Consider the following 26,157-nt stretch of genomic DNA (forward strand, 5'->3'; position numbering starts at 1 on the left):
TTAGTGAGCAAAAATTTATTTGATTGGTTTATACTTTACGTTATATGTAAGAGTATTGAACGTTGTGATTATTAACATTAAAGGGAAAGGCATGAAGTTATCGCCATCAGTGAGTATTGAACACACCGAAACAGGTCTTGAGTTTATTAACGTTGAAAGTGATTTATGCAATGCAAAAATATTTTTGCAAGGTGGCCAAATTACGCAATTTACACCGAAGGGTAAGCAACCTCTTATTTGGGTGTCGGGTAATGAAACGTTCTCAGAAGGCACGAGTATTCGCGGTGGTATTCCTATTTGTTGGCCATGGTTTGGCGCGCATGTAAATACTGGCTGGCCCGCACATGGTTTTGCTCGCACTAGTGTATGGCGAGCCGACGAGGTGCATGAATCTGACGAGTGTATTACGGTTAGTTTAAAGCTCCCTGTGAAGCTTATTAACTCTGAATATTGGCCGCACGAGTCGGCATTAAAAGTGGAATTTGTTTTAAGTGATTCTCTTGAAGTAAAATTAACCACAACAAATTTAGGCAGCAAGGCGTTTAGCTATACACAAGCGCTGCACACATATTTCCCAACATCAGATATTACTAATACACACGTTGAAGGCTTGCAAGGCGCGCAATATATTGAATTTGCTGAAGGGCCTTTTACGCAACAAGCGGTTGTTGTCTTTGAACGTGAAACCGATATGGTTTACACCCAAGCTGCACCTGTGCAATACATTAATACACCCGAAGGCGTTATCAAGGTTGGGCGAGCAAACTCTAGTTCGTGTGTGCTTTGGAATCCGTGGATTGAAAAATCAAAGCGCTTGTCTAATTTTGCTGACGATGAATACAAAACCATGTTATGCCTAGAAGCCGCTAATGTATTAGATGATGCGGTTACCCTTGAACCACAGCAAAGCCATACGTTGGTAACATCTATAGAATGGGCATAATAAGATATGCTTGATTAGGATTCTTAAATTTTAAAATAATAAAAAACAATATAGGAAATAGTGTGTTTAATAATCAGCAAATAACGGGTTTACCACAACACAAAAGCATTGAGTTTAAAGCGCTTGCCGATAAAGCACCGCTCCATGCTCAGCTTAACTGGTTAGTATTTTATATTCCTTTTAGCGCAATATTAGCCGCTATTTGTTACTTCAACGAAAACTTCGCCAATAATATGCAAACGTATTTATTAATTGGTATGCCTATTTTAATACTCATCTCTATGCTTTACAGCGTTGCGAGTATTAAATTGCAGGGGGTGGCTATGCGCCAGCACGACATTGCATTTAAAAAAGGAATTATTTGGCAGCGGGTTACTATTTTACCGTTAGCACGCGTGCAGCACATTGAAATACATCGTGGACCTATTGAGCGAAAGCTGGGTTTAGCTAGTTTAAAACTGTATAGCGCCGGTGGCATGAGTGCCGATTTGCAAGTAAGTGGGCTTACGCACACTGATTGTAAAAATATGCGCCAGTTTGTTCAAGATTACCGCCAAGAACACACGTCTACACAGGCTGTACCAGCCGATGAGTGATTTAACACTTCACCCCACACAAAAAACGGATGCTGCTCACGCGCAACTGTGGCAAAAAGTATCGCCTTGGGCGCTTGTGTATTTTGTTGTCCATTTTGGTGTGCGTTTTGTGCGCGACGGCATATTTAACTTATTACCGCTTGGTTTTGTATTTGTTACACAAGTAGAAAATAAACTTTTTTGGGGGCAAATTGCAGCAGCAGTGGCTGTAAGTGCGTTGCTTTTATACTCTATTTTATATTACAGAAACTTTAGGTTTTGTATTTCAAGCGATAACGAAATACTGCTTAATAAAGGCGTTTTTAAAAAAGAACGTTTAACGCTTAAATTTGAGCGAGTTCAAAATGTAAATATTGCTGAGCCTTTTTACTTTAAACCAGTAACGCTGGTTAATTGTATTTTTGATGCGGCAGGTAGTGCGGCTCAAGAAGCTGTATTGCCTGGAGTAACCCAAAGTTATGCAGAGCAAATGCGAAAGCAAATATTTGCCTACAAGGCCCAACAGCAGCTTGAGCCAGATACGGAAGTAGAAACCGATGAGGCTGCAGAGCAAAGTAGTTTGTTTATTTCTAACAAAGAAATAGCTAAGTTTGGTTTAATGTCGAATATGGCTATTTTAGCGTTAGCAGCCATTGCACCGCTCATAAATGTGGTGGCCGATGTGCTTGAAAAGCAGTTAATCACAAAAGTAGAAGGCTTTTATGAGCAAGAACTTGGCCTTGTAGCCAGTGCGGCGTTATTTGCCATATTCACATTATTTGTATTTGTGGTACTTATTGCTGTTTTGCTGTCGGTAGGGATGTCGCTGATCCGCTTTTATAATTATCAGCTTTATTTTAAAGGTAAAAAGTTTAAACGCATTGCCGGTTTATTAGAGCGCCATCAGTTATCTATGAGCTTAGATAAAGTGCAGTCGATTGTCATAAAACAAAATATTATTGCCCGATTACTCAAGCGCTTTACCGTTGAATTTTTACAAGCGAGTAGCGGTGGTGCAATGGCGGGCATGGCCGCTAAAAAAAATAAACAAACCTTAGTACTACCTGTATTAAATAACGAGCAAGTTAACAGTGTATGCCAGTGGATTTACCCGTGGTTTAACAATAGCGCACTGGCATTTAAGCAGGCAGAGCGCGCTCTTTGGTATAAAAACTTAGTTTTGTATGCATTATTACCTAGCTTACTTGTGGCTGTTTTTTGTTATTTTAATGAGCTAAATTACTTTATTAGCTTGGGTGTACTTGGTGTATTTGCGGGCTTGGTTACTCTGTCGTATCAGCGTTATGGCTACTATTTACATGAAGATAATGGCCGATTTTACATGGTTGTACGCAAGGGCATGATTGGCGTACATTACCGCGTGTTTGAACTTTATAAAGTACAAAGTGCTAGCAGCGAAAGTACCTATTTAATGCGAAGATCAGGACTGAAAAGCCTGTATATACAACTTGCTCACGGCTTTGCGTTTATGCCATACATAAAAGAGCAAGATGCTGATTTTGTGATTGATTTTACGCTTAAGCAGGCTGAATCAGATACTCGTAGTTGGATGTAACTTCTGCAAACTATAAAGTATGTGCAAAAACACATTTGCACATGCTTTATTACACTTTTTTACTGCAAACCCAGTTAGTTTAATAATACTCTAAGCATTATTAAAGATACTACTTAAGGGATTATTGTGAAAAAGTCACTCATTGCCTCTGCTTTGTTGCTTACTACCCCCGCATTCGCTGCCGACTGGCAAACCATTCATACCGAACATTTTAATGTGCACTACAGCATTGAGCATATTGATTTTGCTAAATCGACCGCTGTTGAACTTGAAATAATACGCACCAAAGTGCTTGAGCAGCAAAATCGTGCACTCGATAAAGTAGTCGACGTTGTCGTGTTTGACCCCTTAAATGCAGCGAACGGATTCGCCTTGCCTACATCGAACAACCCTGTGATGGCACTTTTTACTACGCCACCGCAGTCTGACACGGTGATTTCGAATAGCCCCGGCTGGCAGCAATTACTGGTGTTGCATGAATATATTCATTTAGTGCATTTAGCGCAGCCTACACGTAACCACTGGCAACAAAAAGTGCGCGGTTTATGGGATATTTACGACTTAACCTACAGTGATACACCGCGTTGGGTTGCTGAAGGATACGCAACATTAATTGAATCTAAAATGACCGGACGAGGGCGATTATTTGATAATTACTCTGAGTCGATATTGCGTGAATTTGCCCAGCAAGGTGCGTTACCAACCTATGGCCAATTGAGTAGTGATAGTGGTTTTATGGGGGGCTCAATGGCTTATTTGATGGGCAGCCGGTTTTTATATTGGTTAGAGCAAACATTTTCAGAGCAAATTCTTGATAGTGTATGGACTCGAATGCAGGCGGTTAAGTTACGTGACTTTGATGAAGCGTTTGAAGGTGTGTTTGGCCAAAGCGCAGCCAAGTTGTATCGTCGTTTTATTGCTGAATATACGTATAAGGCCATGCAGCAAGAGCAAGAGGAGCAACCACTTAATAGTGAGTTATGGCTTGAGCTTGATTTATACGCTAGTAATCCAGCACTTTCTCATGATGGCAGTAAGCTTGCGATAGTTGAGCGTAATGAAAAGCGTGATACTAAGCTGGTTATTTATAGCACCGAAGATAACACCAAAGCGATGAATAGCTTTGAAAAAGCGCAAAAAACGCTAATTGAACAAGATCCGCTCGATATACCTGATACGCCGCCGAGTGTATTTAAGCGTGAACAAAAACAAATACTTAATCAAATAAACCGGGCTGGTATAGCTAACTCTCAATGGATAAATAGCACGACACTGTATTTTAATGCCTATAGCACTGAAGAGTCGGGCATTTATAATCGGGTGTCTGATATATTTAGCTATAACATTGAAACCGGCAACGTAGAAAAGCTAACCGAGCTTGCAGGTATCAGGCGCTTTAGTGCAACAAGCAACGGTAAAGTTATGTATGCAGAGCAAATACGTGATGGGTATTCTGAATTAGTAAAAGTAGATATAGACACCGGTGCCATAACGCCTTTATTTAAAAAAAGTTTAAATACCGCATACGATTACCCCACGCTTAGTCCTAATAATAAAAAATTAGTTTATTTATCAGCTTCTTTAAACGAAAACTGGCAAATGTATATACAAGATGTTGACAGGGGGGTTAGCCAGTCGGTGCCTATGCCAAACGGATATCAATATTTAACCCAACCTAGTTTTAGCATTAATGGCGAATCAATTTACTTTGTTGCGGGGTTAAATAATACGACTGATATTTATAACTATCATATAGCCAGCAATACCCTTAAGCGATTAACACAAGGGCAAGAAGCGGTTGCTCACCCCATAGAAATGCAAGATGAGACACTGCTTTATTTGTCGATTCATGCCGACGGCCCTGATATAAAAAGCCTAGCAAATACTAGTATTAACACCAAGGTGACCGATTTAGCTATTAATAGCAAAGCCCCGCTATTAATGGTTAACGAGCATACGTTGCCAGAGGCTAAAGTATACACCCAAGACGTTGGCGAACAGCGCGATTATGCAGTACTTGATCAGCACGCAACCTTTGCGTTGGGTTCTCAGTATTATTCTGCATCGACCAGCTTATTAAGTCTGGGTATTAAAAGCAGTGACTTATTAAAGCAGCTAGACCTGCAAGCGGGTTATAGTATTGATTTAAACGATAGCGCATTACATGGCGGGTTTGTAAATGCTAAATATAATGCGCTTGATGTTAAGTTTAAACTCGCTTTGTATGACTACAACTTAGATACTTCTCGTCAATATCAAGCTGTAAGCCCCAGCAATTTAAATACAAAAAGAGATGCGCGTGGTGGGTTTGTAGCAATGAGCTATCCACTTAAGTTTGGACAATTAAGTCTAACGCCCGAGCTGGCTTATAACTATACCGATTATAAACAAAGCCATACCCGTTGGGCGCGTTTAGGTTTTGCTCAAAGTTGGCAATATGACCGCCAAACGTTTGCTATAGGGCAACGTGTTAATGCCCGTTGGTACGAAGGAAGAGGTGAAAACAATTGGCAGGGTTATGACCTAGATGCCAGTGTATTTGGTAAGGTATTTAACGCTCCTTTGTACATTAACTTTACACAAAGGCAGCGAGACGATGCACGCCTTGCGCTAGGCGGGTTTAGTTCAAACCTTATTAATCAAAACTACAGTAGTGAATTTGTGCTGGCAGCTGACCTGCATTTTTACAGTGCAACTGCCGATCGTTACCAAGGGTATGGCGGTGGAGTTACTTATAAAGAGGGTATGCCATGGCTTTATTACACTCAACATCAATTAGATGACAGCGTTTATGCACAAAGTTACGGTTTAAAATACCAAGGTGATTTTAGCTTTGGCATGGGACCTGCGGGTGTTAACGATTTAACATTTAATGTGGGTGTGTCGCGGGTTGAGGGCAGCAGCTTTGACGATGAAATGCGTGCATGGCTAAGCTTCTATTATTCGCTTTAACTAGGATGAATGAGTTTACTTGAACTGTGGATTGTAAACCGATTGACCACAGTTCAATTCACCCTAATCTTTATATTGCAGCGACAACAACTTGGCTTGATATACGTCTAACTTTTTATCGTCTCGTTCGTATTCAATTGCTTTTTTGAGAAGTCGCTTTGAACGCTCAGTTTTACCTTGATGGTAGCGAACTTTAGCAAGTTCTAGGTATAGCTCAGAAATATAGGGGGCTTTAAATAAAGCGAGCTCTAAGTGGTCTTTTGCTCGATTAATATAACCGGTTTGTAATTCGTTTTTTGCTAGAGCAAGTAGTTCATAAGGGTCTCTTTCTTTGTAATTTAATTGGCTGCTTAGTTGCTCTGCAAGTACAGTTTTACCAAGTTGTTTAGCTAATAATTGATAGTTATTAACCAAATTGACGCTCGATAAATTATTGTTTATTGCTGTTTCGTAAATTACTTCTGCGTTTTTTAAATCTCCCACACGGCGATGTAACATACCCGCCATGTTAAAAAGCTCAGGATGATTCGGGGTAAATTTATTGGCTTGTAAAATAAAAGAATAAGCAGCGTTAAGATTTTCTTCAGCAAATGCTTTAGCTGCTAAGTTGCCATAAAATTTAGCCACTAAGTCGTTGTAGCTGGCGCTGCCAGAATAAAAACTACCGCGTGTAGGAAAATAATCGATAAGCGTACCTGGGCGAAAAACTTGAATAACGTTATCTTTTTTCTCAACTTTTGGTGCATATACCATGGTTCTAAAATGATTAGCTACATAGACCATTCCACTTTCTTTTGCGTACACAGGTTCACTAGTAACTTCTTGAAAGCTGGTTTCTAGCCCCAGCGCATTTGCATAACTTTGTGTAAGAACCGCTAAACTAATACAGTTGCCGTGTGCGCGAGTCAGAGTTTGCGAAGAAGTTAATGTGTCACCATGATAACTAAAATCGCTAAGTTGGTTTTCTAAATAGTTGTAAATAATACGATCGGTTCTAACACCGTTTAGTTGCTGCTGGTCGGCATAAGCTAAAAAGCGTTTTTTTTCGGCGTTTGGCAATTCAAAAATATTCACCTCGGTCGGAGTGTCTATTTGTTTAAAGCGGGTGTGATTAATAAGGGCAGTAAGCTGGGGTTGCTCAACTGTAGGCGTTGTTGGCGTGCTTTTACATGCACTTAAAAATACCAAAAATAACGTAACTAATACTATAGATTTCATAAGCCACCTCAATGTGATTTTTCACATTACATTGAGGTGACTTTTTAATCAAGCGGTTATTGTTCGTTGTTTATTATGACGATTTATTTGCGATTGTTTTTTACGTTTGCGGCGTGTGAACCATAAATAAAAGCCAGTAGCGCTTAGCCATAGTGGACTTAGCCCTATAAAACTCCACAGTATTTTACTTATTAGGCCACCAAAATATCCAAAGTGAAGCTTACGAAAACTGTCTAATACTTTCCAGCCAAGACCTACTTGGCGTATATCCCAATTGGCAATATGCTCACCAGTGATTTTGTTATACGAAACGGTATTAGCGTATTCACTTGCCAGTGGGTTATTAGAATTTACTTCACCAAATACAGTAATGTTGTCATCAGGCTCTAATGGCATAACCAAGTAAGTGCTGTTGAACGTGGCTATTTGTTGCTTGCTGTCATCTAAAATATCTTGGAAGGAAACATTTTTGCTATACAGGTTTTTGGTTAGGGCATAATGTTCTTCTTCAGCGTGTTCAAGTACTTCGTGATACCAAACGGCACCATTAAAATAACCACCGGTTATAGCTAAAACAATTAAAATAGGTGAACCAATAACACCAGTCATTTTATGAATATCACTTAATACGATTTGTAATGTTGCGCGCCAACGCACGGTAAATAGGCGTTGCCAAAACTTTCGGTAAATAATAAGGCCGGTTATTCCGAGCACCAATAAAAATAAAGCAAAAAAGAACCCCAAAACGGTGCCTGTTTGGCCTGGTAAGCTTTTTAAATCATTGAGTAAAAAGGTGTAATGGAGTTCTAAAAACCAATCTGTAAAATAATGGCTCGTTCCCACTGGGGCTGACAAAACATCACCAGTATATTGATTTAAATGAAATTTATACCAAACTTGCGACTCGCGCTCGATTAAGTAAACCCGATCAGCTGTATCGTCGTTAAAAATTTCCCAGCTACCAATGACATACTCAGGGTAAGCGTTCTGCGTGATAGAAATTAGCTTATCCATATCTAAACGTTCAGGTTGAGTGCTAATCACAAAATGACTTTCGGGCATAAGTAAGCCATCTATCTCGCTTTTAAATACAAGCACACTGCCAGTAATACTTATTACAATTAATGGAATAATTGCAATGAGAGCAATCCAGCTATGAATTTTAAAAAGTGTTTTTCTCATGGGTTGTCGTTATTTAAATTATTTATATACAAATGATATCAATTGTTATTTGCATTTAATAGTGGCAGTACAAGAATTCGGAAAACTGATAAACTGTGCACATTACATAACATATTTTGTAAATATAAGTTTCCAGTTACTAAAAAGGGTTTTTGCTGTTTAGTTGAGTTAAATTAACTTCACTCTACAATGCCGCGCTCACAGTAAAAGCCTTTTAAAACAGATGTTTAATAAATGTTTTTATTAAGTAATTAAAGTAATCGTTATGTAACAGCGAGGTTGTTTTGGCGCACTATTTGCCTATTTTGTCTTCATTTATTTTACTTTTTAGCTTTTTACCATTGCTAAATAAAATTAGAAAAAACAGAAGTGTTTCTGGTTTATCTTTGCTGATGATGACATTTGGAGTCGCACAAAGTCTCTATTTCATAACGTATAACATTTATTTTGAGCGATACTTTATTGCTTTACCTTTTTTTGTAACAGGCGTATTAAGCGGCTTGATCTTGTACTTTTTTGCCCGTTACAACGCCGCAAAGCAAGAGCGTCTTCAGTTGTTGCTCATGCTTGGTTTTTCGCTTATGCCGTTTTCGCTGTTATTAAGCCCAAACTTTGATACCGCATGGGTGCTTAATTCACTTACTTACGTAGGGCTGGTGATGAGCTCAGTGCGCGTAATGCCACAAACCTATAAAACGTTGCGCACAGGTGATGTAAGTAACTTAAGTGCTCGTTATTTTAGTTTGCAATTTATAGCGGGCATTTGCGGCTTAGTTGTTGAGTTAACAAATACCACACCAAGTACTTCACACTTACTTATGTTTATCATGTTGTTGCTGACTAATGCCGTGCAATTTGGTTGTATGCAATATTATAAAATGCGACCGATAATGGCTTAATGTTTTCATTTATATTTAGGTAAATATATGGCATGTTACTTTATCGTTATTCAAAGGATAGAGTATGAATTGGGAGCAATTTGGCTATTTATGCCGAATAAATAGTTCAGCACAGTTAAGCAAAAGCGATAAGCTAAGACTAAGTGAAAAGGCGAGTCTGAATATATATCAAGGCGATAACGACGATAGTGAACTTGCAAAAATGCTAGTTGCGGGTGTTGTGTCGCAAGACGAAGTAGCCGCACAAAAAAGTGCAACTTATTACCAGTGTTTACCCAAATTAATCAACGATTTTAAATTTGAGCATAAAGGCTGGCTTGTTTATTTGACGTTTGTTTTTGCGTTTTTTTGTTTATCTTCTCTTCTTTACCAACTTTTTGTTGTCCCTGCATTTGTAGACATGTACAGCATGAATCAACAACATGATCACAATATCTTTGATAGCTATTTTCGCTATTGGTATGTTCCGATCATATCATTATTTTTGCTGCTTAGTTTTATACTCAGCGTAATTTTAAAGCTCAAAAACGCCAGTATATTGAGTGAGTTAAAGCCGTTTTCAGGCTTGTTTAAAGTGTTTTTCCCACGAAAACTAGTCAAAAACTACGAAACACTAATTGCTATTTTATTCTTTCCATTAAGCTCAGTAAATTCAGGTGTTACAACCACAGAAACAAAGCATTTATATGAGTGTGAAGCGCTGGGGTTAAATGCTCAAAATGAGTTTGAAGTACTGTTACAGCAGCAGTTAAAACAGTTTAATCAGCGCGCAAAATACTTTATTAATAAACTTATAATCGTTTATGGTGCAGTGATTGTTGTCTCTATTTATTTGTTTATTTCAGCGGCCTATAAACCACTATTTATGTATGGAGAAGTATTATGAAAGCAAAAGGATTTACGCTCATAGAGTTAATGGTGGTTGTATCAATTATTGGTATTTTGGCTGCTGTAGCATTGCCTCAATACAGTAAATACATGCAAAAGGCAGAGCTTGTTGATCCCCTTGCTATGGCGGCTGCAATAAGAGAAGACGTAACTGTGTTTTACCTCGAGAATAAACGTTTTCCTAATAATAATGAAGAAGCGGGTGTGCCTGCTAGTCAATACTTAATAGGGAATAGGGTAACGGGAATTACTATTAAAAACGGTGCTATACATATTACTTTAGGTAACAAAGCATCTCGGCCTTTACAAAATACAACATTGACGTTTAGACCAGCTGTTGTTGAAGGTAGCCCTTTGAGCCCAATTTCTTGGTTGTGCGGCTTTGATCAGCCAGTCACAGGTATGAAAGCGATTGGTGAAAATAAAACCTCAGTGCCAAAAGATTTACTACCTTCGGCGTGTATTTAAAATACAAGGGAAGCTAATGCAATTAACTATTCACCAAATTGATGCGTTTACACACGCTTTATTTAAAGGCAATTATGCAGCTGTTATCCCACTTGAGTCGTGGTTGAATGATGACCTAATGCTAAATATAGGCGCTGAAAACAACGTATCTGAAACTGCGTTTACCTGTAAGCAAACCGATGGCCGTTTTGCTATTCGTTGGTTCTCACCGTTAATGGAAATAGACTTTTGTGGCCATGCCACTTTGGCTGCTGCATATGTTTTATGTGAAGAACATGATGTATCGCAAATCCGGTTTATAGCTGATGCAGTAGGCGAGCTTATTGTTAATAAAAACAATGATGGCAGCTTTGCTATGACATTCCCTAAGCAAGCACCAGTAGAGGTTAAAAACCCGCCACAGGCATTGTTAAATGGCTTGTCTATACAACCTGTTAAGGTACTTAAAAATCGCCAAGCTTACTTTGCAGTTTATGAATCGGCTAAACAGGTAGAGAACTTAACTACTGACTCTGCAGTATTAAAGATGTTAGGGCCACACGATGTAGTTGCAACAGCACCTAGTGATGAATACGACTTTATTTCTCGTTATTTTTGGCCAGCCAGCGGCGGTGATGAAGATTATGTTACGGGCTCTATTCATACAGGGCTTGCTCCATACTGGGCACAATTGTTAGGTAAAACACAATTAACTGCCTATCAGGCATCTAGCCGAGGTGGGCATTTACAGTGCGAGGTAGGGGAGTCAACGGTAACATTAACAGGTCATGCAGTTAGGTATTTAACCGGCCACCCCTGCCTAATCGCCTTGTAAGCCCACGTACTAAGATAATCGAATAAGTTACAGTTACGCCCTAACCCGTAGTCAGGGAGTCGTTTACGACCACTGTAGGCGCTCAAATCGACATAATCAGCGAGCCAATCCAAATTATATAAGCACGACTCCCATGTAGAGACCTGCCAATGTGGATTTAAAGGGTTCTTACAAATAAGGCCAGCGTAACCTATATCGGCACCGAGTTTTTCTCTCAGCGCACTTTCTACGGCTGCTGCGTAGCGAAGTGGCGCACTGCGGCCATCTGGCGCAGTTCGAATAGAGACTTCAAGGCCATAAATCAAATGTGCATGGCCATTTTCACGATTGGTTGCAATGATATTAGGTGCGGGTGCATCTGAATCATACCAATCTAAGGATGCATTCGGTTTGTCTACGTCAAACACTAACCAGTATTTATGCGTCGGGCCATTCGCTTGGATGTAGCGTGATTTAATCGCGTTCTGGGCACGCGCAATCGCTAAGCCATTCGCGAACTCATCGGTATGGTACGGTTTTTTGGGTAAACGCTGCTCAAAGAGTGAGAGCTGTTGGGCGTTGCTATTCAATTTCCACCGCGCTTATGGCGGTTTTGGCTTGTGAAGTATGATCCATGTGTTATCATTCTCTCTGAGATTTATCTCGAACCCTGATTATTCATATCCGCCCGCCAAGTTGGTAATGAATATCGGGGTTTTGTTTTATTAGGGCTTAGGTTACGCCAAATGACAGCACACAGCAAGACAGCCAAAAAGGCGCGTTTGGAGTCGAAATCCACCTGAACCACCAAAAAGGTCGCGATAGCCGATATCGGGCATTATGTTAAACACCTTTTCTTCGCCATATACGCGCTAAATAGCGTTTTTAATACGCCTTTATAGACCTTTCGCGCAAATCCACTAACCAAGCACATAAAACGGCTTAGAATCGCTCTCAGGCGGTTTCTGAACGGCTTTACGTGCCAAACAAGCAACGCGCGTTAGCTGTGCCCCTCAGACGTCTGTTTTTTTTGATACCCATATAGGCACGTTCAAGGGTATTTGCTCGGCCAGCCATGCTTCAACCGCTTCGCCTTCCTGTGGACTATTATTCTCTCCCTGCAGTTGCGCATAAAAATGACGCACACGCTCACTACTTAAATCCTGATTGATTGCATCACACAGCGTATCGATGTCGTGTTCTTCTGTCATGTTTAAATCTCCTAAAGTTTCACCGGTGAAACTTGTTTGAGCCACAGGCGAATTAACTATTTTGAAGTAGGCCTACTTCACCTGTCCTGCCCTTAACTTAACCATTATTTACACCATATGAAACACGATAAACTCGATATATGTACGTTATTTATATTTTATTTTAGCCGCTAAAATTAGTTATTTTTTATAATAAGTTGGGGTGTATCACATTTTGGCCTGAAAGGCCTATCCTGCCATACACCTCAACCACTGGGGTGATATGTAGCTTTTACCGACTCACGGCGATTTGTCACCTTGTCAATTAAACGCACTCACCACAAACTGAATAACCGCTAACACTAATGTTAAATCAATAACGAATTTACCCTTTAATTTAACGTTATAATCGACTTCAATTTTCATATTGGCTCCTCTCTTTTTAGCCTGGCTTATTCCTGGCCTAGATTTAGGCTATCAGAATTAATTAGCTCCAACGGGCGCAAAAAAATTAAAAATATCACTTTTTTTTGAGCCCCTGAAGAAAACGAAGAGAGTCGCACTTATCCGAAATGCAGTTAAGAGAAGATTTAAAAAGGGTTAAATCCTTTGCACGCGACTGTCGACGGCGTGCCTATTAAGTTTGGAGTGTAAAAGGGTGCATTAGCAAAACATCACTACCTCATTAGCAATAGCGTAGCTTTACAACAATAATATCGCGTTACAAGGGCTCTAGGTTACACTGTGAGATCAACCTAGAGACCTTATAATTCAAAGGTTAAATAAAATTGCACACGGAAAAGTTACACGCACAGCATGAGCTGTATTATTAAACTTGATTTACAATAATTGACTGCTAATCTTGTGAATGGATTTCACTTTCAAAATTAAGGAACTATTTAATGAAAACTTTTTTACCCATATGTATTGCGCTATCTATATTCTTATCTCACACAGTATCATCAGCAACTGTTGAAAATCATATAAAAAATAAAACTATAAATTGCTCATATGAGTGTACTGAAATTATTAAACTTAATGCTGGTTGGCATGTAGTAGCTAAAAACTCGAACGGAGATATAGAAAAAGTAATCCCTGTAGATGACATACCGATCAATGCTAAGAGAATAATAAACAACAATGGAATGATAAATACACTATCATCCGTTCCAGGTGTTGGAACAACATCAACCTCTTACGAAACTCCAACAGAAATAGTCGTTGTTTATATTACTACTTACAGAGATGCAGATGGTAACTTACTAGACGTCCAAGTAACAACGGTAAGAATACCAAAAGATACAACAACAATGCCAAAGTAGAGAACATTTGAATTTATCAATAGCCCTAACTGGGGCTATTATCTGATATGGAAGGCACAATTTACCTTTAATGGTGATTTGAGTTAAGTTTATAAAAAAGGCCACAATCAATGCGGCCTTTTTTTGTTACAACTATTTACGCTTCTAGTGCTTTTGCAATTAAGCGATCAATGTACTTTTTATGTGCTTTAGCTGCGGTATCTGCGCCCCATGACAGGCTTGTATCCGCTATTTCGGTTAGCTGATATAACGCAGCCGTTTTAGCGAGGTTATCAAACTTACTTGGTTTGCCTAAACCTGCAATGGCGATCAGTTGGTTTACATATTCAATTTGTAGGTTATGACTGATTGAGCTGGCTTCTGCGTCTTTAACAAAGATACTCGCTGTTAAATCCCCCATAAATTGATTTAAGCTATATTCGTTTCCGTATAGCGCGGTATCTGAAATACGCAGTAAAACCGCCGGATGCAATAGTTGTGCAAGCACAGACTTTTGCATTCCTAAAATCATTTTATGAGGTTTAGGGTCTTCATTTTTACCATAGTGATTAAACCCGCGGCGCTGTTGCTGCATGAAATTATAAAGCGGTTGCATGCTTTGTAATACATCAGGTGCAAACACGTATTCGGCTAAAATTTCCATGGCTTGGGTTTGTTTTTCAAGTGGCACTGGGGTGAAAGGTTTGTCGGCGTTTGCATCACCTACAACGGCGCGCTCTACATACACCCCACCAATTTGACGAGACACAATACCTGCCTGCGATCTGTATTGGCCAAATAAGCTATTGGCTGAGGTGACAAGTTGCTGGTAAGAGTCGCCTTCAACAGTGGCTTTATCTTTAAGCTCAGTAAACAGTTTATTAATAAGTGCCATACGGTCTGCACCATAGGCTGCTGGGTTTGATGATAAGTCACCAATCATAACACGGGGATCGATATGACGGCCCGGCGCACGCATGTCGTCAGCATCGTTACCAAACGCTAATGCATGCTCACTAGAGCGCGCAAGAATTTTATTCAGACGAGCTTGCTCGGCAGATGCATCAGCCAGTGCTGCACTGTACCCGTAGTTAATAGCCCAGTCATCGTAAGGACCTGGTTTAGTTTGAAAAATATCACCTTGCTGCATGCCAATTGGCGCAATATTAGCTGGTGCATAATCCATTACTGAGCCCGTTACGATACCTTGAGTTTTACTCTTATCGTGGACTTCTTTTTCATCCCACAAAATAGATGATTTCATGTTGTGGTTAAGGCCCAATGTATGGCCTACTTCATGCAGAATAAGCTGTGTTAACCCTTGGCGTATCATTTCGTTTTCTTCAATGCTGTCGCCAGCAGCTAAGCCTTTTGCAAGCATAAGGTTTTGTTGAATTTCATGACCTAATGAGCAGTTTAATTCACCAGTATGTGTATTATTGCCGTGGCTCATAGCGCCTTGAGTATAAAGGGTGTCGTAAATCCAGCGATTTTTCATAAATACAAACTCAAGCATGATGTCTGAGCCCAGTATTTCTCCTGTTAGCGGGTTTGCTAATGCAGGCCCGTAGCCACCAAAGGGAGGCTTAGGTGATGAGGTCCAACGCAGTACATTGTAATTAATGTCGCCTGCATCCCAGTCGGCATCATCAGGTTGTACTTTTACTTCTAAGGCATTTTTAAAGCCTGCTTTTTCAAAAGAGCTATTCCATGCAAGTACGGCGTCTTTTATTGTATCGCGCCACTCTATTGGTGTGGTGTTTTCTATCCACCATGTAATTGGTTTTACAGGCTCTGAAAGTGCAGCGCTTGGATCTTTCTTTTGTAAATCCCAGCGCTTAATTACATCTTCGTAAGGCGTCCAATCAGTTGACGTCATTTGATCAAACTGATTTGTGAAATAGCCAATACGCGCATCGTCTAAACGAGGCTGGTAGTTGTTTTTTGGAAGTGCTACAAATGAATGTTGAACCTTCACCGAAACACTACGCGGGTCACTTATTGCGCCAGAGCCACGAACGGTTGGACTTGCATTGGTAAATACGTAATCTACGACAACGTCTAAATTATTAGGGTAAGGACGCTGTTTAATTATGCGCGACTTTTTGCTGTCTAGTTTGCCTACTTTAAAACGTTTTTTAGCATTTTTATCTGCAGGGTTAATAGTTGGAGATACTTTATGAAGTGCTTCACTTAAAAATAACTTATTGACGTTAAATGCAATTTTACCGTCTTCTTCTTTTTCTATTTTAATACTCGCAAGCACGGCTTCACTAATGTTTGCATTGCTGGCTTTTGAAATGGCACTGTTCTCGTCAAATTTATAACGAGGTGTTTTACTTATAATATCGATACGGTCGAAGTACTTTCTAAACTCAATGAGTTTGGTTTCACGGTACGATCCACGAAAGTGTCCTGCATCAGTCACCCCATCAACAGTATGAGCAAAATAAACGAAAGGAGTATCAAGCTGTGATTCGTTAATGACCATTAAGTGCTTACCCGTTTTTTCGTCCTGATACAGGTTAAATACACCGGCAAATTCGGTTTGTCCTTTGATCATTTCACTTAATGTTTTTGGTTTTTTTTCGTCTTTTTTGTCATCGGCAAAAGCATGGCCGCTTAGGGCAATACTGAGCGCAAGAGTTAGGGTGGTTAGTTTCATAATGTCATCTTTTCGTTTGTTAATTTATTTTTACTGTACGTAATTTCAATTTGTTTCGTACAACAAATCGATGAAATAATACCTTTTTTATTTAATGTATTGATTTTAAATAGTAAAAGTTTGTAACAAAATATAATTTTATGGCTATATAATCTAATTTATAATTAAACAATTCATTATGAGAAGTATAATTAATGCACATTTGTAACAGTTGCTTACAAATGTCACGTAATTGTTTAATTAAGCTCTGTTATTATGGCGTTAATAGAAATTTAGGGTAATTAGGATATGCAAACAAATTCACTTAGATGGGTTTTTCCATTTGTTGCGCTTGCTATAGGTGTTGTTGGTTTTAAAGCAATAAACGCGCTTGCCAGTGAGCAAGAAAAAAAGGCGTTAGTTGATACGCGACCAACCGTTCAAGTTGAGCCGGTTTCGGCTAACGACCATCAGGTTATAATTAACAGCTATGGTGAAGTAAAGCCGCTGGAAAATACACAACTGTCTGCACAGGTATCGGGAGAGGTACTGAGTTGGCATCCGAGCTTTGTTGCCGGTGGGGTTGTAGCGCGTGGTGAAACCTTATTTTCGATTGAAAAAGATAACTACGAAGCTGCAGTGCTCGTGGCTGAAGCTGAACTTGCTCGCGCCCAAGCGGGTTTAATTGAAGAACAAGCGCAAGCAAAAGTAGCTGAAGACGAAGCAAAACGCTTTCCAAGTAAAGCGCGTACCGATTTATTTTTACGTAAGCCTCAAGTGCTTAGTGCGCAAGCAAATGTTAAATCAGCACAAGCAGCATTAAAACGTGCGCAGCGCGATTTAGAAAACTGTGATGTTAAAGCACCTTACGATGCAATTATTGTGAGCCGTAATGTAGGTGTGGGTCAATACGTGACAATGGGCTCTCAAGTTGCTGAGTTAAACAATATAGAAACGGCTGAAGTTATTATTCCTATTGCAGGCTTTGATAGTGTGTTTTTGCCTGAGCGTATTAAAGGGATTACTGCAACCGTTATTCAAAAAGGCCTTAATAGCTTTACCCGTGAAGGCGTTATTGACCGCGATTTAGGCATTGTAGATAACGCAACACGTATGAGCAGTTTAGTGGTGCGAATTGAAGACCCGTATGGCCTTAAAAATAAGCAGCCAGCAATTAAGTTTGGTAGTTACGTACAGGTTAATTTTGCCGGTACGACATTAAATAATATCTATCGTTTACCCCAGGCGCTTGTTAACAACCAAACCGTTTGGGTCGTTGGTGAAAACCAAACCCTTGAACCAAGAAAAGTAACGGTAATACGAGAAGAAGGCGAGTACTTCTATATTAGTAGTGGCCTAAAAGCTGACGATAAGCTGGTGGTTACGTTACCAGAATACCCTCAAAAGGGAATGGAAGTTAAAATAGCAGGTGCGCAACCGGCACCTGAAAGCTCTGATGTGAGCACCTCAAATACGCAACAGCTTTAAGGTGTAATACAATGAGTGAATCAACACAAACAAAACAAACAGGGTTAATAGCTTATTTTGCTAATAACTCGGTTGCTGCAAACTTAATGATGTTGTTTATTATTGTTATGGGCTTTTTAAGCTACAAAACGATTCAGCGACAAATGTTTCCTAATATAGAAATTAACTATATTAACGTAAACGCTAATTACCCAGGTGCCTCTCCTCAGGAAATTGAAGAAAGTATTCTTATAAAAATTGAAGAATCACTTAAAGATATTACCGAAATAAAAAAAGGCGTGTATCGCGCATTTAGAAACGGCGGCTCTGCAAGTCTTGAAATTCATACAGACGCAGAGCTCACCGATGTGCTTGATAAAGTAAAATTGCGTGTTGACGGTATAGCTACTTTTCCAGCTGGGATGGAACCGGTCACCATAAGTCAGATTGAATTTAGACAAGATGTAATAGGCATGACACTGGTTGCTGACTTGCCTTTATTTGAGCTTAAGCCGATAGCAAACAATATCGAAGATGAATTGCTGCAATTATCGAATGTATCGCTTGTGGTCAATGATGTACCGCTTGATGAAATAGCGATTGAAATCGATCCAGATACATTACGCCAGTACAATTTAACAATTTCAGATGTTATGAATGCTGTGCGTCGTTACTCTGCTAACTTTTCGGCAGGTCAGTTAAAAACGGATGCGGGTGTTATTTCAGTTCGTGTTGAAAACCAGTTTTATTCAGGCGAAGAATTTAGACAAATTCCGGTAAAAATTGGCGAGTATGGTGCCAAAGTTTTGCTGCAAGATATTGCTACAATTAAAGATCAATTTACTGAAGGTGAGCGTTATTTTAAGTTTAATGGTGAAAATGCTGTTTATTTATCAGTAAAAGCAACGCAATCACAAAATATTATTCCGGTAGCTGAGTCGGTTAAAGCGTATATTGATCAAAAAAATAAAGAGCTCCCACCGGGTGTGCGTATAGAACCTTTAATGGATATGACGTACTACCTAAATGCACGCTTAGATATGATGAAATTAAACCTTCTTCAAGGTGCGATTTTAGTCGCAATTATGTTGTCGCTATTCTTACGCTTTAAGTTGGCATTGTGGGTAATGATAGGTTTACCGGTATGCTTTTTAGGCGCGATGATGGTGATGCCATTATTTGGTATTAGCATAAATATTATCTCGTTATTTGCGTTTATCATGGTGCTAGGGATTGTGGTGGATGACGCCATAGTCATCGGCGAAGCCGCATACAGCGAAGTTGAAAAAAGTGGCGGCGGTGTCGATAACGTTGTACGTGGTGCAAAGCGTGTAGCGACCCCAGCGACGTTTGGTGTACTTACTACCATTGCCGTATTTGCGCCGTTTACGCTTTCGAGCGGGCCTGAAAGTGCCTTTTTTTACGGTATTGCTGTTGTTGTAATGCTGTGTTTGGTATTTAGCTTAATTGAATCGAAACTCATACTACCTGCGCATATTGCACACACACACTTTACCCCTATAAAAAAAGGTGGCTGGCGAGATAGATTTAATACCCACTTTTTTGGTTTTGTAAATGGCCCATATAAACGGTTTGTTTCCAAGTGTGTTGAATGGCGTTGGACTGTTTTATTTAGTTTTATTGCTTTATTAGTCGTTACTTTTGCATTAATTGCTTCAAATCAGGTGCGCACTATTCCTTCACCTAAAGTTCCACATGATTTCCCACAAATTAATATTGAAATGAATGACAACGTATCCGACATTCAAACTATTAATGCTATTCGTGAAATAGAAGCGATGGTGCTTGAGGTAGACAATGAAACAGAGCGTCAAACAGGTCAAAAAATTATCCGCGACTTACTCGTGTTTAACCAAGGCCGTACTGAAGCGCAATTATTAGCCCCATTAGTTGATGAAGACTTACGCCCTTACGATGCGTTTGAATTGTCGCGCCGATGGCGTGAGGCCATGCCTACTATTGCAGGTGTTAAATCGTTAACTATCCAAGACGACGTAGGCGGCGGTGGCGGCAACGGTGGAGGAGAGTTTGGTTATCTACTATTTGGGTCTGACATTGATACATTAAACGAAGCTGGGCGCCGTTTTATTCAATTGCTTCAACAGCAAGAAGGGTTGTTTGATATAAGCTCAACCATAGACCCAGCCAGTAAAGAAGTGCAAATGAGTTTAAAACCCGTTGCATTTGACTTGGGGTTAGATCTTGCCAGTATTGCCAATCAAGTGGGAGCCAGCTTTTATGGTGGCGAAGCACAACGCGTAATTAGAAATGGTGAAGAAGTCCGAGTGATGGTTCGTTACCCTAAACTCACACGCGAAGCATTTTCATCGCTCAAACATACTGTGGTGACCACGCCAACTGGGCGCGAAGTGTTATTGGGTGATGTGGTTGAGCTAACCGAAACACCTGGTATTAGCTACATTCGCCGTGAAGGTGGGTACAGAACTGTTTATGTGTACGGCAGTATTGATGAAGAGCAAATTGAACCGGGCGAAGTGGTTAAACAGGTAAAAGATAACTTATTACCACAGCTTAAAGAAGAATACCCAAGCGTTAAATCAGAACTTGGTGGTGCCATTGAAGAGCAACAGGCGCAAGCCAATGAGCAAATGTTGTTTTTTGCAGGAGGCATGATATTAGTTTACATACTGCTCGCTGTACCGCTAAAAAGCTATTCACAACCGCTTATTGTTATGTCGGTTATTCCGTTTAGCTTAACGGGGGCTATTTGGGGGCACTATTGGTTTGACCTTGATATGAGCTTAATGTCTGGTTTTGGTCTTATTGCTGCGGCGGGTGTTGTAATTAATGACTCCTTGGTTATGACTGATTATGTAAACCAGGTGCGAAAGCAAGGGGTTAGCGTTAGAAACGCCGTAATTGAAGCCGGCTGTGCGCGTTTTAGAGCAATATTGCTCACCTCAATCACTACGTTTGCAGGTGTACTGCCTATTATGTTTGAAACGAGCCTACAGGCTAAGTTTGTAATACCTATGGCGGTTGCGCTGGGGTTTGCAGTTATGTTTGCAACCCTAATTACGCTTATTCTTGTACCTTGTTTGTACATTATATTAGGTGATATTGGGGCATTATTTAAAAACACTTACCGACGTATTTTTAAACGAGGAAGTGTAGAAGTGTCAGTTGATAGCTAATTTTTGCTAAACAATAAAAAAAGGACTGAGTGTTAACACTTGGTCCTTTTTTGTTTTTATTAATTTTTAATTAGTCTTTAAATTGCTTGTGGCAATCTTTACAACCTTTAGCCCATGCACCAAAGGCTTTACCAATAGCTGCTTTGTCACCAGATTGAGCAGCTAGAGCAAGTTTGTCTGCGTTTGCCGCAAACGCATTGGCTTTTTCAACAAATACCGTATTTTCAGACCACACAGCAGCAAGTGCCGATGTATCGCCTTTGTCTGTTCCTGCATAAAACGCTTCCCATGGCATTTTTGAAAGCGCTGCAGCATTATTAGCACGCATTTTGAATTGCTCAGCGTCAAACGGAACCTTGCCCTTAAGCATTGCGCCCATATCACCAATTTGAACTGATAGCATAGAGAATGCACTTTGACGGTATTCAATCGCGTCGCTTGGCTCTTTAAACGCAGAGTTTGCAGATACACTTAGCGCGCATGTTGTTAGTAATGCACCCGCTAGAATCTTTTTAAATTTCATATTATTGCCCCTGTTAACTATTTTTTGACTATCGCTTTGTATCTTAGCTATTGGTTTTATTCAAGCTAATACAGAAAAATTAACTAAAAGTTAATCGTTCATATCAATATCAGCAAATATCATCCCTCGTCGCATACTGCGAGTTGCTAAGAAAACTTCACCTAATAACGACATAAACGCACATATTAACAACGCCATAGCGGCCACAAAACAACTAGCGATAGTAACGCCTAAGTTTATTGATTGAATATGCGACAAAAATAATAGCATAACCACTGCGCATACAAGCAAAGCGCTCAAAACACTTAAACTAAAAGCTATGTGTATACAGCGGGATCGCTTTAATAGAGCGCGAAGTTCTGTTGCGAGTGATTTATTAAAATCTTCATCGGTGCTTACTTTTAACTTGCGCTCTAATTGCCTCGCACGGTCCGTAATACGAGCCAAGCGGTTTGATAAAACGCCAAGGGTTGCAGCAATACCCGTTATTAAAAACACGGGTGCAACGGCTGTTTGTATTACTTTAGCCATAGTTAAAATGTTGATTACATCATTATTCATAAAGTACCTAGTGATAATGTAGTTTTTGTTTACAAACATTCACAAAAGTGAAATGTATTTTTGTGTATATATATCAGTGGCTTGGTGTTTTTTTGTTTGTGTTCTTTGTATGCTTTATGCTTATTTGTAACCAAAGTGTTGCTTGGTGGGTAATGAACGTTTTATATTCGTTCATACATTGTAATTTGCTTTATTAATGTGACTACAATAATACATAAAATATCCTAGGGGAACTCATGAGTAACAATATAATAAAAAAGACAGCGATAGCGACGGCTGTTTCTAGCGCATTTGTGGCAACACTTGCAAGTGCCGCTGAATTACCAAAAGCAAATGTTAACTACAAAAAAGTAGAGCAAGTGGTTGAAGTTGCAGCAGACAAAAAAGAGCCTTCAGCTCATATGATTGTTCTTAAAGCAGCAACATCTGTGGATGCAGTAACCGCTGGAACTTATCAGGCTTCAAGTAGTCGTGAAATAACAGCTCAGGTTGAGCAGCTTCAAGACATAATGACTGAAGAGTTGAGCAACTTAGATTTTGATGCAAAAGTAATTGGCAAAACAAAAATTCTTGCTCCAACGTTAATAGTTCAAGCAACACCTGAAGCTTTAAAGCAGATTGCAAAAGATGATCGCGTTGCAAAAGTATTACCAATGTTTGACCGTGAACTTCACGTTGCAGCAAGCTCTGATTATATCAACGCTAAACCATTAATTACTGATGGTATTGTAAGCGGTAAAGGCCAGCGCGTTGCAGTACTAGATACAGGTATTGACTATACTCACGCAGCATTTGGCGGTGCAGGTACTGTTGAAGCATACCTAGCAGCACAAGAAGATCCTACAACGGTTACATGGCCACAAGGCATTGTACAAGGTGGTTATGACTTCATTCGTGATGATGCAGATCCAATTGAAAATGACGCTGCAAATTCACCGTCAACAGGTGATCCAACAAATCACGGTACATCATCTGCAAACTCTGTAAACGGTATTGCACCAGAGGTTGAGCTATACGCATATTCTGTATGTGGTGGTGGTTGTCCAAGTGCAGCACAAGCAGCTGCATTAGAGGCTGCAATGGATCCTAACGGTGATGGGGATATTTCAGATCGTGTTGACGTAATGAACATGTCTCTTGGTGGTGAATTTGGTGACACTTACACTGGTGGTGGTACACAATACCTAGTACAACGTGCTGTTGAATTGGGTGTTAACATGGTAATTTCTGCAGGTAACGATGGTGACAACCCATTCCGTGTTGGTGGTCCAAGTACAACCCCTAACGCCCTGTCTGTTGGTGCAATGACACACCCAACAACAGAAGTTGGTATTGCAAGTGGAACAGTTGCAGGCGTTGAAGGCGATATTCAAGCGTCAGGTTTTGGCCCACAAGAAGGCTTTACCCTATCAGGTGCTGATATTGATTTAGTATACCCTACAGCAAATCAAAACGGCTGTGATGCTTTTGCAGAAGATGTTGACTTTACAGGCAAAGCGGTACTTATAGACCGTGGTGCCTGTGCATTCACACAAAAAGTACTAAACGCACAAGCTAAAGGTGCTGAGTTTGTATTTATTGCAAATAACATTGACGACGGCACACCAGCCCCAATGGGTGGTTTTGATGCTGCCGTAACTATTAAAAACGTTGGGATTAATTTTGCAGCGGGTGCTGCACTAAAAGCACAGCTAGAAGCTGGCGGCCCTGCAACATTTGATATTAGTGTTGAGATTAAAACAACAGCGGGTGCTGTGGCAACATTCTCATCACGCGGCCCTTCAATGGATGGTTTACTTAAACCAGAAATTACAGCGCCAGGTACAAGTATTGACGTAGCAGCAGCAGGAACTCAAACTGGCACTAACCCTGTGTCGGGTACCTCGTTCTCAGGTCCAATTACAGCCGGTGCGGTTGCTATGATCCGTGAAGCTCACCCAAATCGTAATGCGTTTGAAATTAAAGCAACGATTATGAACGCGGCAAACCTTGAAGTAACTAACGAACCTCTTGCTATCAATCCTGATTCAGAGCTTGCGCCTATTAGTATGATAGGTGCTGGTTTAGTAGATGTGACTAAAGCTGTTAACTTACCTGTTGCAGCATGGGTACACAATGCCGAGTTTGATACAAAACAAGCTGCGCTTTCTTATGGTTTAGTGAGCCTTGCAGAAGCCGGTTCTATTACTAAAACAGTCACTGTGAAAAACTTCTCTGCTGAAGCGAAAACATACAACCTTCGTACTGAAGCACGTTACCAAAGCGACGTAGAAACTGAAGCTGTTAGCTGGGATTTCCCAGAGTCAGTAACAATCCCTGCTGGGCAAGCTGTAAACTTTGACATCACAATGATGGTTGACCCAAGTAAACTACCTGCATGGGAATTAGAGAATCCATTTAGTGCTGATGATATTGCTGCTCGTAGTGCTGCACTAACATCGATTGAGTTTGATGGTGCGTTAGTATTTGATGATGCGTCAACAGATACAACCCACGATTTACACGTTGTGTATCATGCAATGCCAAAAGCAGCAACAGAGATAAGTTATACTGCCGAGCTGATTGACAATAAAGTATCATTAGTACTTGAAAATACTGGCCAGACTGAAATCACTCCTCAGGCTGAAAGCATTATTGCAGTAGGTACAGAGAAAACAATGGAAGAGGCAGAGTATAACATTCTGTCGAGCACATTCTCTGCATTTGGTGCAGACTTCTGTGATTCAGGTATTTACATCACTTCATCAATTCAATTACGTGACCCGCTAACGCATACATTCCAAGCAGGTTACAGAGTTGAAATCGATACAGATAATGATGGTGTTGCTGATCAGTTCTTACAAAACCTAAATGACCGTGGTCGCTCAACTGCGTCACCAGGTCGTAGCCGTACATTGATCGGTACTACTGACGGCGCTGGCAACGATGGTTGGGCGTGGGGTACACCACTTCTTCATTCAGCAGGTGAAGATACAATCACATTTACTGGTTGTTCTGAGCTAATGAACATCGATGGGTCGTTACTTGGTCAGCCAATGAACTTCAGAGTATCAGTGGGTTACCCAAGCTACCAATCAGGTGTGTTCTCTGAGACAGACAGTGTAACTGGTTCAGTTGTATTTGGTGTTCAACCAGAAGTTCAAATGACTTCGCTTGAAACTGGCGAAGCTGTTGCATCACTTCTACCTGGTGAAAAAGCAATGGTATCTGCAAGTGGTCCATTTGTTTTATCTCAAGGTGCTGGCACTAACATCATTAAAGCAATGACAAGTGAAGAGCTTACATTACCAGCTATTGAGGCGCCTATCTTAGTGGGTGGTGAATTCTCAGTTTCTGAAGATGCAGCCGATGGTACAGTAGTTGGCGCGCTTACAATTGAAGAAGCTGAGTTTGATTTAGCGGTTTCTGAGTACTACGTTCAATCAAACACCAATATAGGTTTAGGTGTTGATGAGCAAGGCCAAATTGTTGTTGCTGACACCAATATGTTAGCAGGTGATACCACTGCTGAAATGGAAGTTGTTGCGATTGATATTCGAGGCAATGTTTCTGAGCCTGTAACTGTAACTGTTAATGTAACTGCAGTAGTACCTCCGGCCGTTGTTACTCCAGAGCCAGAGAAGAAAAGTTCTTCAGGTTCATTAGCTTGGTTAACTCTTTTAGTTGCACCGTTCGCATTTATGCGTCGTCGCAAGCAAAAGTAAGCTTAAAAACGCTTAAGTACTAAATAAAGGGAGCTTCGGCTCCCTTTTTACATAGCTTCACAAACTAGATCACAAAAGGTATTAATTTTAGGTATAT

At 40.2% G+C, this 26,157-nt stretch carries 19 protein-coding genes; 12 read left to right on the plus strand and 7 right to left on the minus strand.

What is annotated here, in order from left to right; all coding sequences use genetic code 11:
- Positions 1 to 91: 91 nt before the first annotated feature.
- The 4 genes from ATS71_RS04210 (at position 92) to ATS71_RS04225 (ending at position 6,046) form a co-directional block, all read left to right on the plus strand.
- Positions 92 to 943: a D-hexose-6-phosphate mutarotase gene (locus ATS71_RS04210; protein WP_058403682.1), complete on the plus strand. Its 852-nt coding sequence runs from the start codon at positions 92 to 94 to the stop codon at positions 941 to 943.
- A 62-nt stretch (positions 944 to 1,005) separates the two neighbouring features.
- Positions 1,006 to 1,539 (plus strand): PH domain-containing protein, encoded by a 534-nt coding sequence (locus ATS71_RS04215; RefSeq protein ID WP_058403683.1) that lies wholly within the window; start codon positions 1,006 to 1,008, stop codon positions 1,537 to 1,539.
- Positions 1,532 to 3,094 carry a PH domain-containing protein gene (locus tag ATS71_RS04220; RefSeq protein ID WP_058403684.1) on the plus strand — a complete coding sequence of 521 codons (1,563 nt, stop codon included), beginning with the start codon at positions 1,532 to 1,534 and terminating at the stop codon, positions 3,092 to 3,094. Before ATS71_RS04215 ends, ATS71_RS04220 begins: the two co-directional genes overlap by 8 nt.
- Positions 3,095 to 3,220: 126 nt before the next feature.
- Positions 3,221 to 6,046: a TolB family protein gene (locus ATS71_RS04225; RefSeq protein ID WP_058403685.1), complete on the plus strand. Its 2,826-nt coding sequence runs from the start codon at positions 3,221 to 3,223 to the stop codon at positions 6,044 to 6,046.
- 63 nt (positions 6,047 to 6,109) lie between these two features.
- Here the strand turns inward: ATS71_RS04225 and ATS71_RS04230 are convergent, their stop codons facing one another.
- On the minus strand, positions 6,110 to 7,264 hold the full coding sequence (locus ATS71_RS04230) for a tetratricopeptide repeat protein (RefSeq protein WP_058403686.1): 1,155 nt from the start codon (positions 7,262 to 7,264) through the stop codon (positions 6,110 to 6,112).
- Between the two features lie 48 nt (positions 7,265 to 7,312).
- Positions 7,313 to 8,446 carry a PepSY-associated TM helix domain-containing protein gene (locus ATS71_RS04235; RefSeq protein ID WP_058403687.1) on the minus strand — a complete coding sequence of 378 codons (1,134 nt, stop codon included), beginning with the start codon at positions 8,444 to 8,446 and terminating at the stop codon, positions 7,313 to 7,315.
- 284 nt (positions 8,447 to 8,730) lie between these two features.
- Between ATS71_RS04235 and ATS71_RS04240 the strand changes: the two genes are divergently transcribed.
- From ATS71_RS04240 to ATS71_RS04255, 4 genes are all read left to right on the plus strand, one after another.
- The gene (locus tag ATS71_RS04240; RefSeq protein WP_058403688.1) at positions 8,731 to 9,345 is read left to right on the plus strand and encodes a SemiSWEET family transporter; all 615 of its coding nucleotides are present in this window, start codon (positions 8,731 to 8,733) and stop codon (positions 9,343 to 9,345) included.
- 64 nt (positions 9,346 to 9,409) lie between these two features.
- A complete protein-coding gene (locus ATS71_RS04245) occupies positions 9,410 to 10,231 on the plus strand; it encodes a hypothetical protein (RefSeq protein ID WP_058403689.1) in 822 nt (273 codons plus the stop codon).
- Positions 10,228 to 10,701: a pilin gene (locus tag ATS71_RS04250; protein ID WP_058403690.1), complete on the plus strand. Its 474-nt coding sequence runs from the start codon at positions 10,228 to 10,230 to the stop codon at positions 10,699 to 10,701. The genes ATS71_RS04245 and ATS71_RS04250 overlap by 4 nt, the downstream gene beginning before the upstream one ends.
- A 16-nt stretch (positions 10,702 to 10,717) precedes the next feature.
- Positions 10,718 to 11,515 (plus strand): PhzF family phenazine biosynthesis protein, encoded by a 798-nt coding sequence (locus ATS71_RS04255; protein ID WP_058403691.1) that lies wholly within the window; start codon positions 10,718 to 10,720, stop codon positions 11,513 to 11,515.
- Here the strand turns inward: ATS71_RS04255 and ATS71_RS04260 are convergent.
- Entirely contained in the window at positions 11,467 to 12,084 is a 618-nt protein-coding gene (locus tag ATS71_RS04260; RefSeq protein ID WP_201020855.1) for a replication initiation protein, read from the minus strand. The two genes, ATS71_RS04255 and ATS71_RS04260, sit on opposite strands and share 49 nt — an antisense overlap.
- A 423-nt stretch (positions 12,085 to 12,507) precedes the next feature.
- Complete coding sequence (locus ATS71_RS04265; RefSeq protein WP_058403692.1) at positions 12,508 to 12,705, minus strand: hypothetical protein; 198 nt, start codon at positions 12,703 to 12,705, stop codon at positions 12,508 to 12,510.
- Between the two features lie 881 nt (positions 12,706 to 13,586).
- On the opposite strand from ATS71_RS04265, the gene ATS71_RS04270 reads away from it, so the two are divergent.
- Positions 13,587 to 14,006 carry a hypothetical protein gene (locus ATS71_RS04270; RefSeq protein ID WP_058403693.1) on the plus strand — a complete coding sequence of 140 codons (420 nt, stop codon included), beginning with the start codon at positions 13,587 to 13,589 and terminating at the stop codon, positions 14,004 to 14,006.
- A 136-nt stretch (positions 14,007 to 14,142) separates the two neighbouring features.
- Here the strand turns inward: ATS71_RS04270 and ATS71_RS04275 are convergent, their stop codons facing one another.
- Positions 14,143 to 16,650 (minus strand): zinc-dependent metalloprotease, encoded by a 2,508-nt coding sequence (locus tag ATS71_RS04275; RefSeq protein WP_058403694.1) that lies wholly within the window; start codon positions 16,648 to 16,650, stop codon positions 14,143 to 14,145.
- Positions 16,651 to 16,938: 288 nt separating this feature from the next.
- On the opposite strand from ATS71_RS04275, the gene ATS71_RS04280 reads away from it, so the two are divergent.
- Positions 16,939 to 18,117, plus strand: coding sequence for an efflux RND transporter periplasmic adaptor subunit (locus tag ATS71_RS04280; RefSeq protein ID WP_058403695.1), 1,179 nt, complete (start codon positions 16,939 to 16,941; stop codon positions 18,115 to 18,117).
- 11 nt (positions 18,118 to 18,128) lie between these two features.
- Positions 18,129 to 21,272 carry an efflux RND transporter permease subunit gene (locus ATS71_RS04285; protein ID WP_058403696.1) on the plus strand — a complete coding sequence of 1,048 codons (3,144 nt, stop codon included), beginning with the start codon at positions 18,129 to 18,131 and terminating at the stop codon, positions 21,270 to 21,272.
- 70 nt (positions 21,273 to 21,342) lie between these two features.
- On the opposite strand, the gene ATS71_RS04290 is transcribed toward ATS71_RS04285, so the two are convergent.
- Positions 21,343 to 21,795, minus strand: coding sequence for a c-type cytochrome (locus ATS71_RS04290; protein WP_058403697.1), 453 nt, complete (start codon positions 21,793 to 21,795; stop codon positions 21,343 to 21,345).
- A gap of 90 nt (positions 21,796 to 21,885) precedes the next feature.
- Positions 21,886 to 22,356, minus strand: a complete 471-nt coding sequence (locus ATS71_RS04295) for a DUF2721 domain-containing protein (RefSeq protein WP_006792500.1) — start codon at positions 22,354 to 22,356, stop codon at positions 21,886 to 21,888.
- A 236-nt stretch (positions 22,357 to 22,592) separates the two neighbouring features.
- Between ATS71_RS04295 and ATS71_RS04300 the strand changes: the two genes are divergently transcribed.
- On the plus strand, positions 22,593 to 26,060 hold the full coding sequence (locus ATS71_RS04300; RefSeq protein WP_058403698.1) for a S8 family serine peptidase: 3,468 nt from the start codon (positions 22,593 to 22,595) through the stop codon (positions 26,058 to 26,060).
- The last annotated feature ends 97 nt before the right edge of the window (positions 26,061 to 26,157 follow it).

The sequence above is a fragment of the Pseudoalteromonas sp. H71 genome, from assembly GCF_001468485.1.
Lineage (GTDB): Bacteria > Pseudomonadota > Gammaproteobacteria > Enterobacterales > Alteromonadaceae > Pseudoalteromonas.

Coding starts and splice junctions, on each gene's coding strand:
- ATS71_RS04210 (WP_058403682.1), top strand. CDS start 92: ATGAAGTTATCGCCATCAGTGAGTATTGAACACACCGAAACAGGTCTT.
- ATS71_RS04220 (WP_058403684.1), top strand. CDS start 1,532: ATGAGTGATTTAACACTTCACCCCACACAAAAAACGGATGCTGCTCAC.
- ATS71_RS04230 (WP_058403686.1), bottom strand. CDS start 7,264: ATGAAATCTATAGTATTAGTTACGTTATTTTTGGTATTTTTAAGTGCA.
- ATS71_RS04235 (WP_058403687.1), bottom strand. CDS start 8,446: ATGAGAAAAACACTTTTTAAAATTCATAGCTGGATTGCTCTCATTGCA.
- ATS71_RS04245 (WP_058403689.1), top strand. CDS start 9,410: ATGAATTGGGAGCAATTTGGCTATTTATGCCGAATAAATAGTTCAGCA.
- ATS71_RS04250 (WP_058403690.1), top strand. CDS start 10,228: ATGAAAGCAAAAGGATTTACGCTCATAGAGTTAATGGTGGTTGTATCA.
- ATS71_RS04255 (WP_058403691.1), top strand. CDS start 10,718: ATGCAATTAACTATTCACCAAATTGATGCGTTTACACACGCTTTATTT.
- ATS71_RS04265 (WP_058403692.1), bottom strand. CDS start 12,705: ATGACAGAAGAACACGACATCGATACGCTGTGTGATGCAATCAATCAG.
- ATS71_RS04270 (WP_058403693.1), top strand. CDS start 13,587: ATGAAAACTTTTTTACCCATATGTATTGCGCTATCTATATTCTTATCT.
- ATS71_RS04275 (WP_058403694.1), bottom strand. CDS start 16,650: ATGAAACTAACCACCCTAACTCTTGCGCTCAGTATTGCCCTAAGCGGC.
- ATS71_RS04280 (WP_058403695.1), top strand. CDS start 16,939: ATGCAAACAAATTCACTTAGATGGGTTTTTCCATTTGTTGCGCTTGCT.
- ATS71_RS04285 (WP_058403696.1), top strand. CDS start 18,129: ATGAGTGAATCAACACAAACAAAACAAACAGGGTTAATAGCTTATTTT.
- ATS71_RS04290 (WP_058403697.1), bottom strand. CDS start 21,795: ATGAAATTTAAAAAGATTCTAGCGGGTGCATTACTAACAACATGCGCG.
- ATS71_RS04295 (WP_006792500.1), bottom strand. CDS start 22,356: ATGAATAATGATGTAATCAACATTTTAACTATGGCTAAAGTAATACAA.
- ATS71_RS04300 (WP_058403698.1), top strand. CDS start 22,593: ATGAGTAACAATATAATAAAAAAGACAGCGATAGCGACGGCTGTTTCT.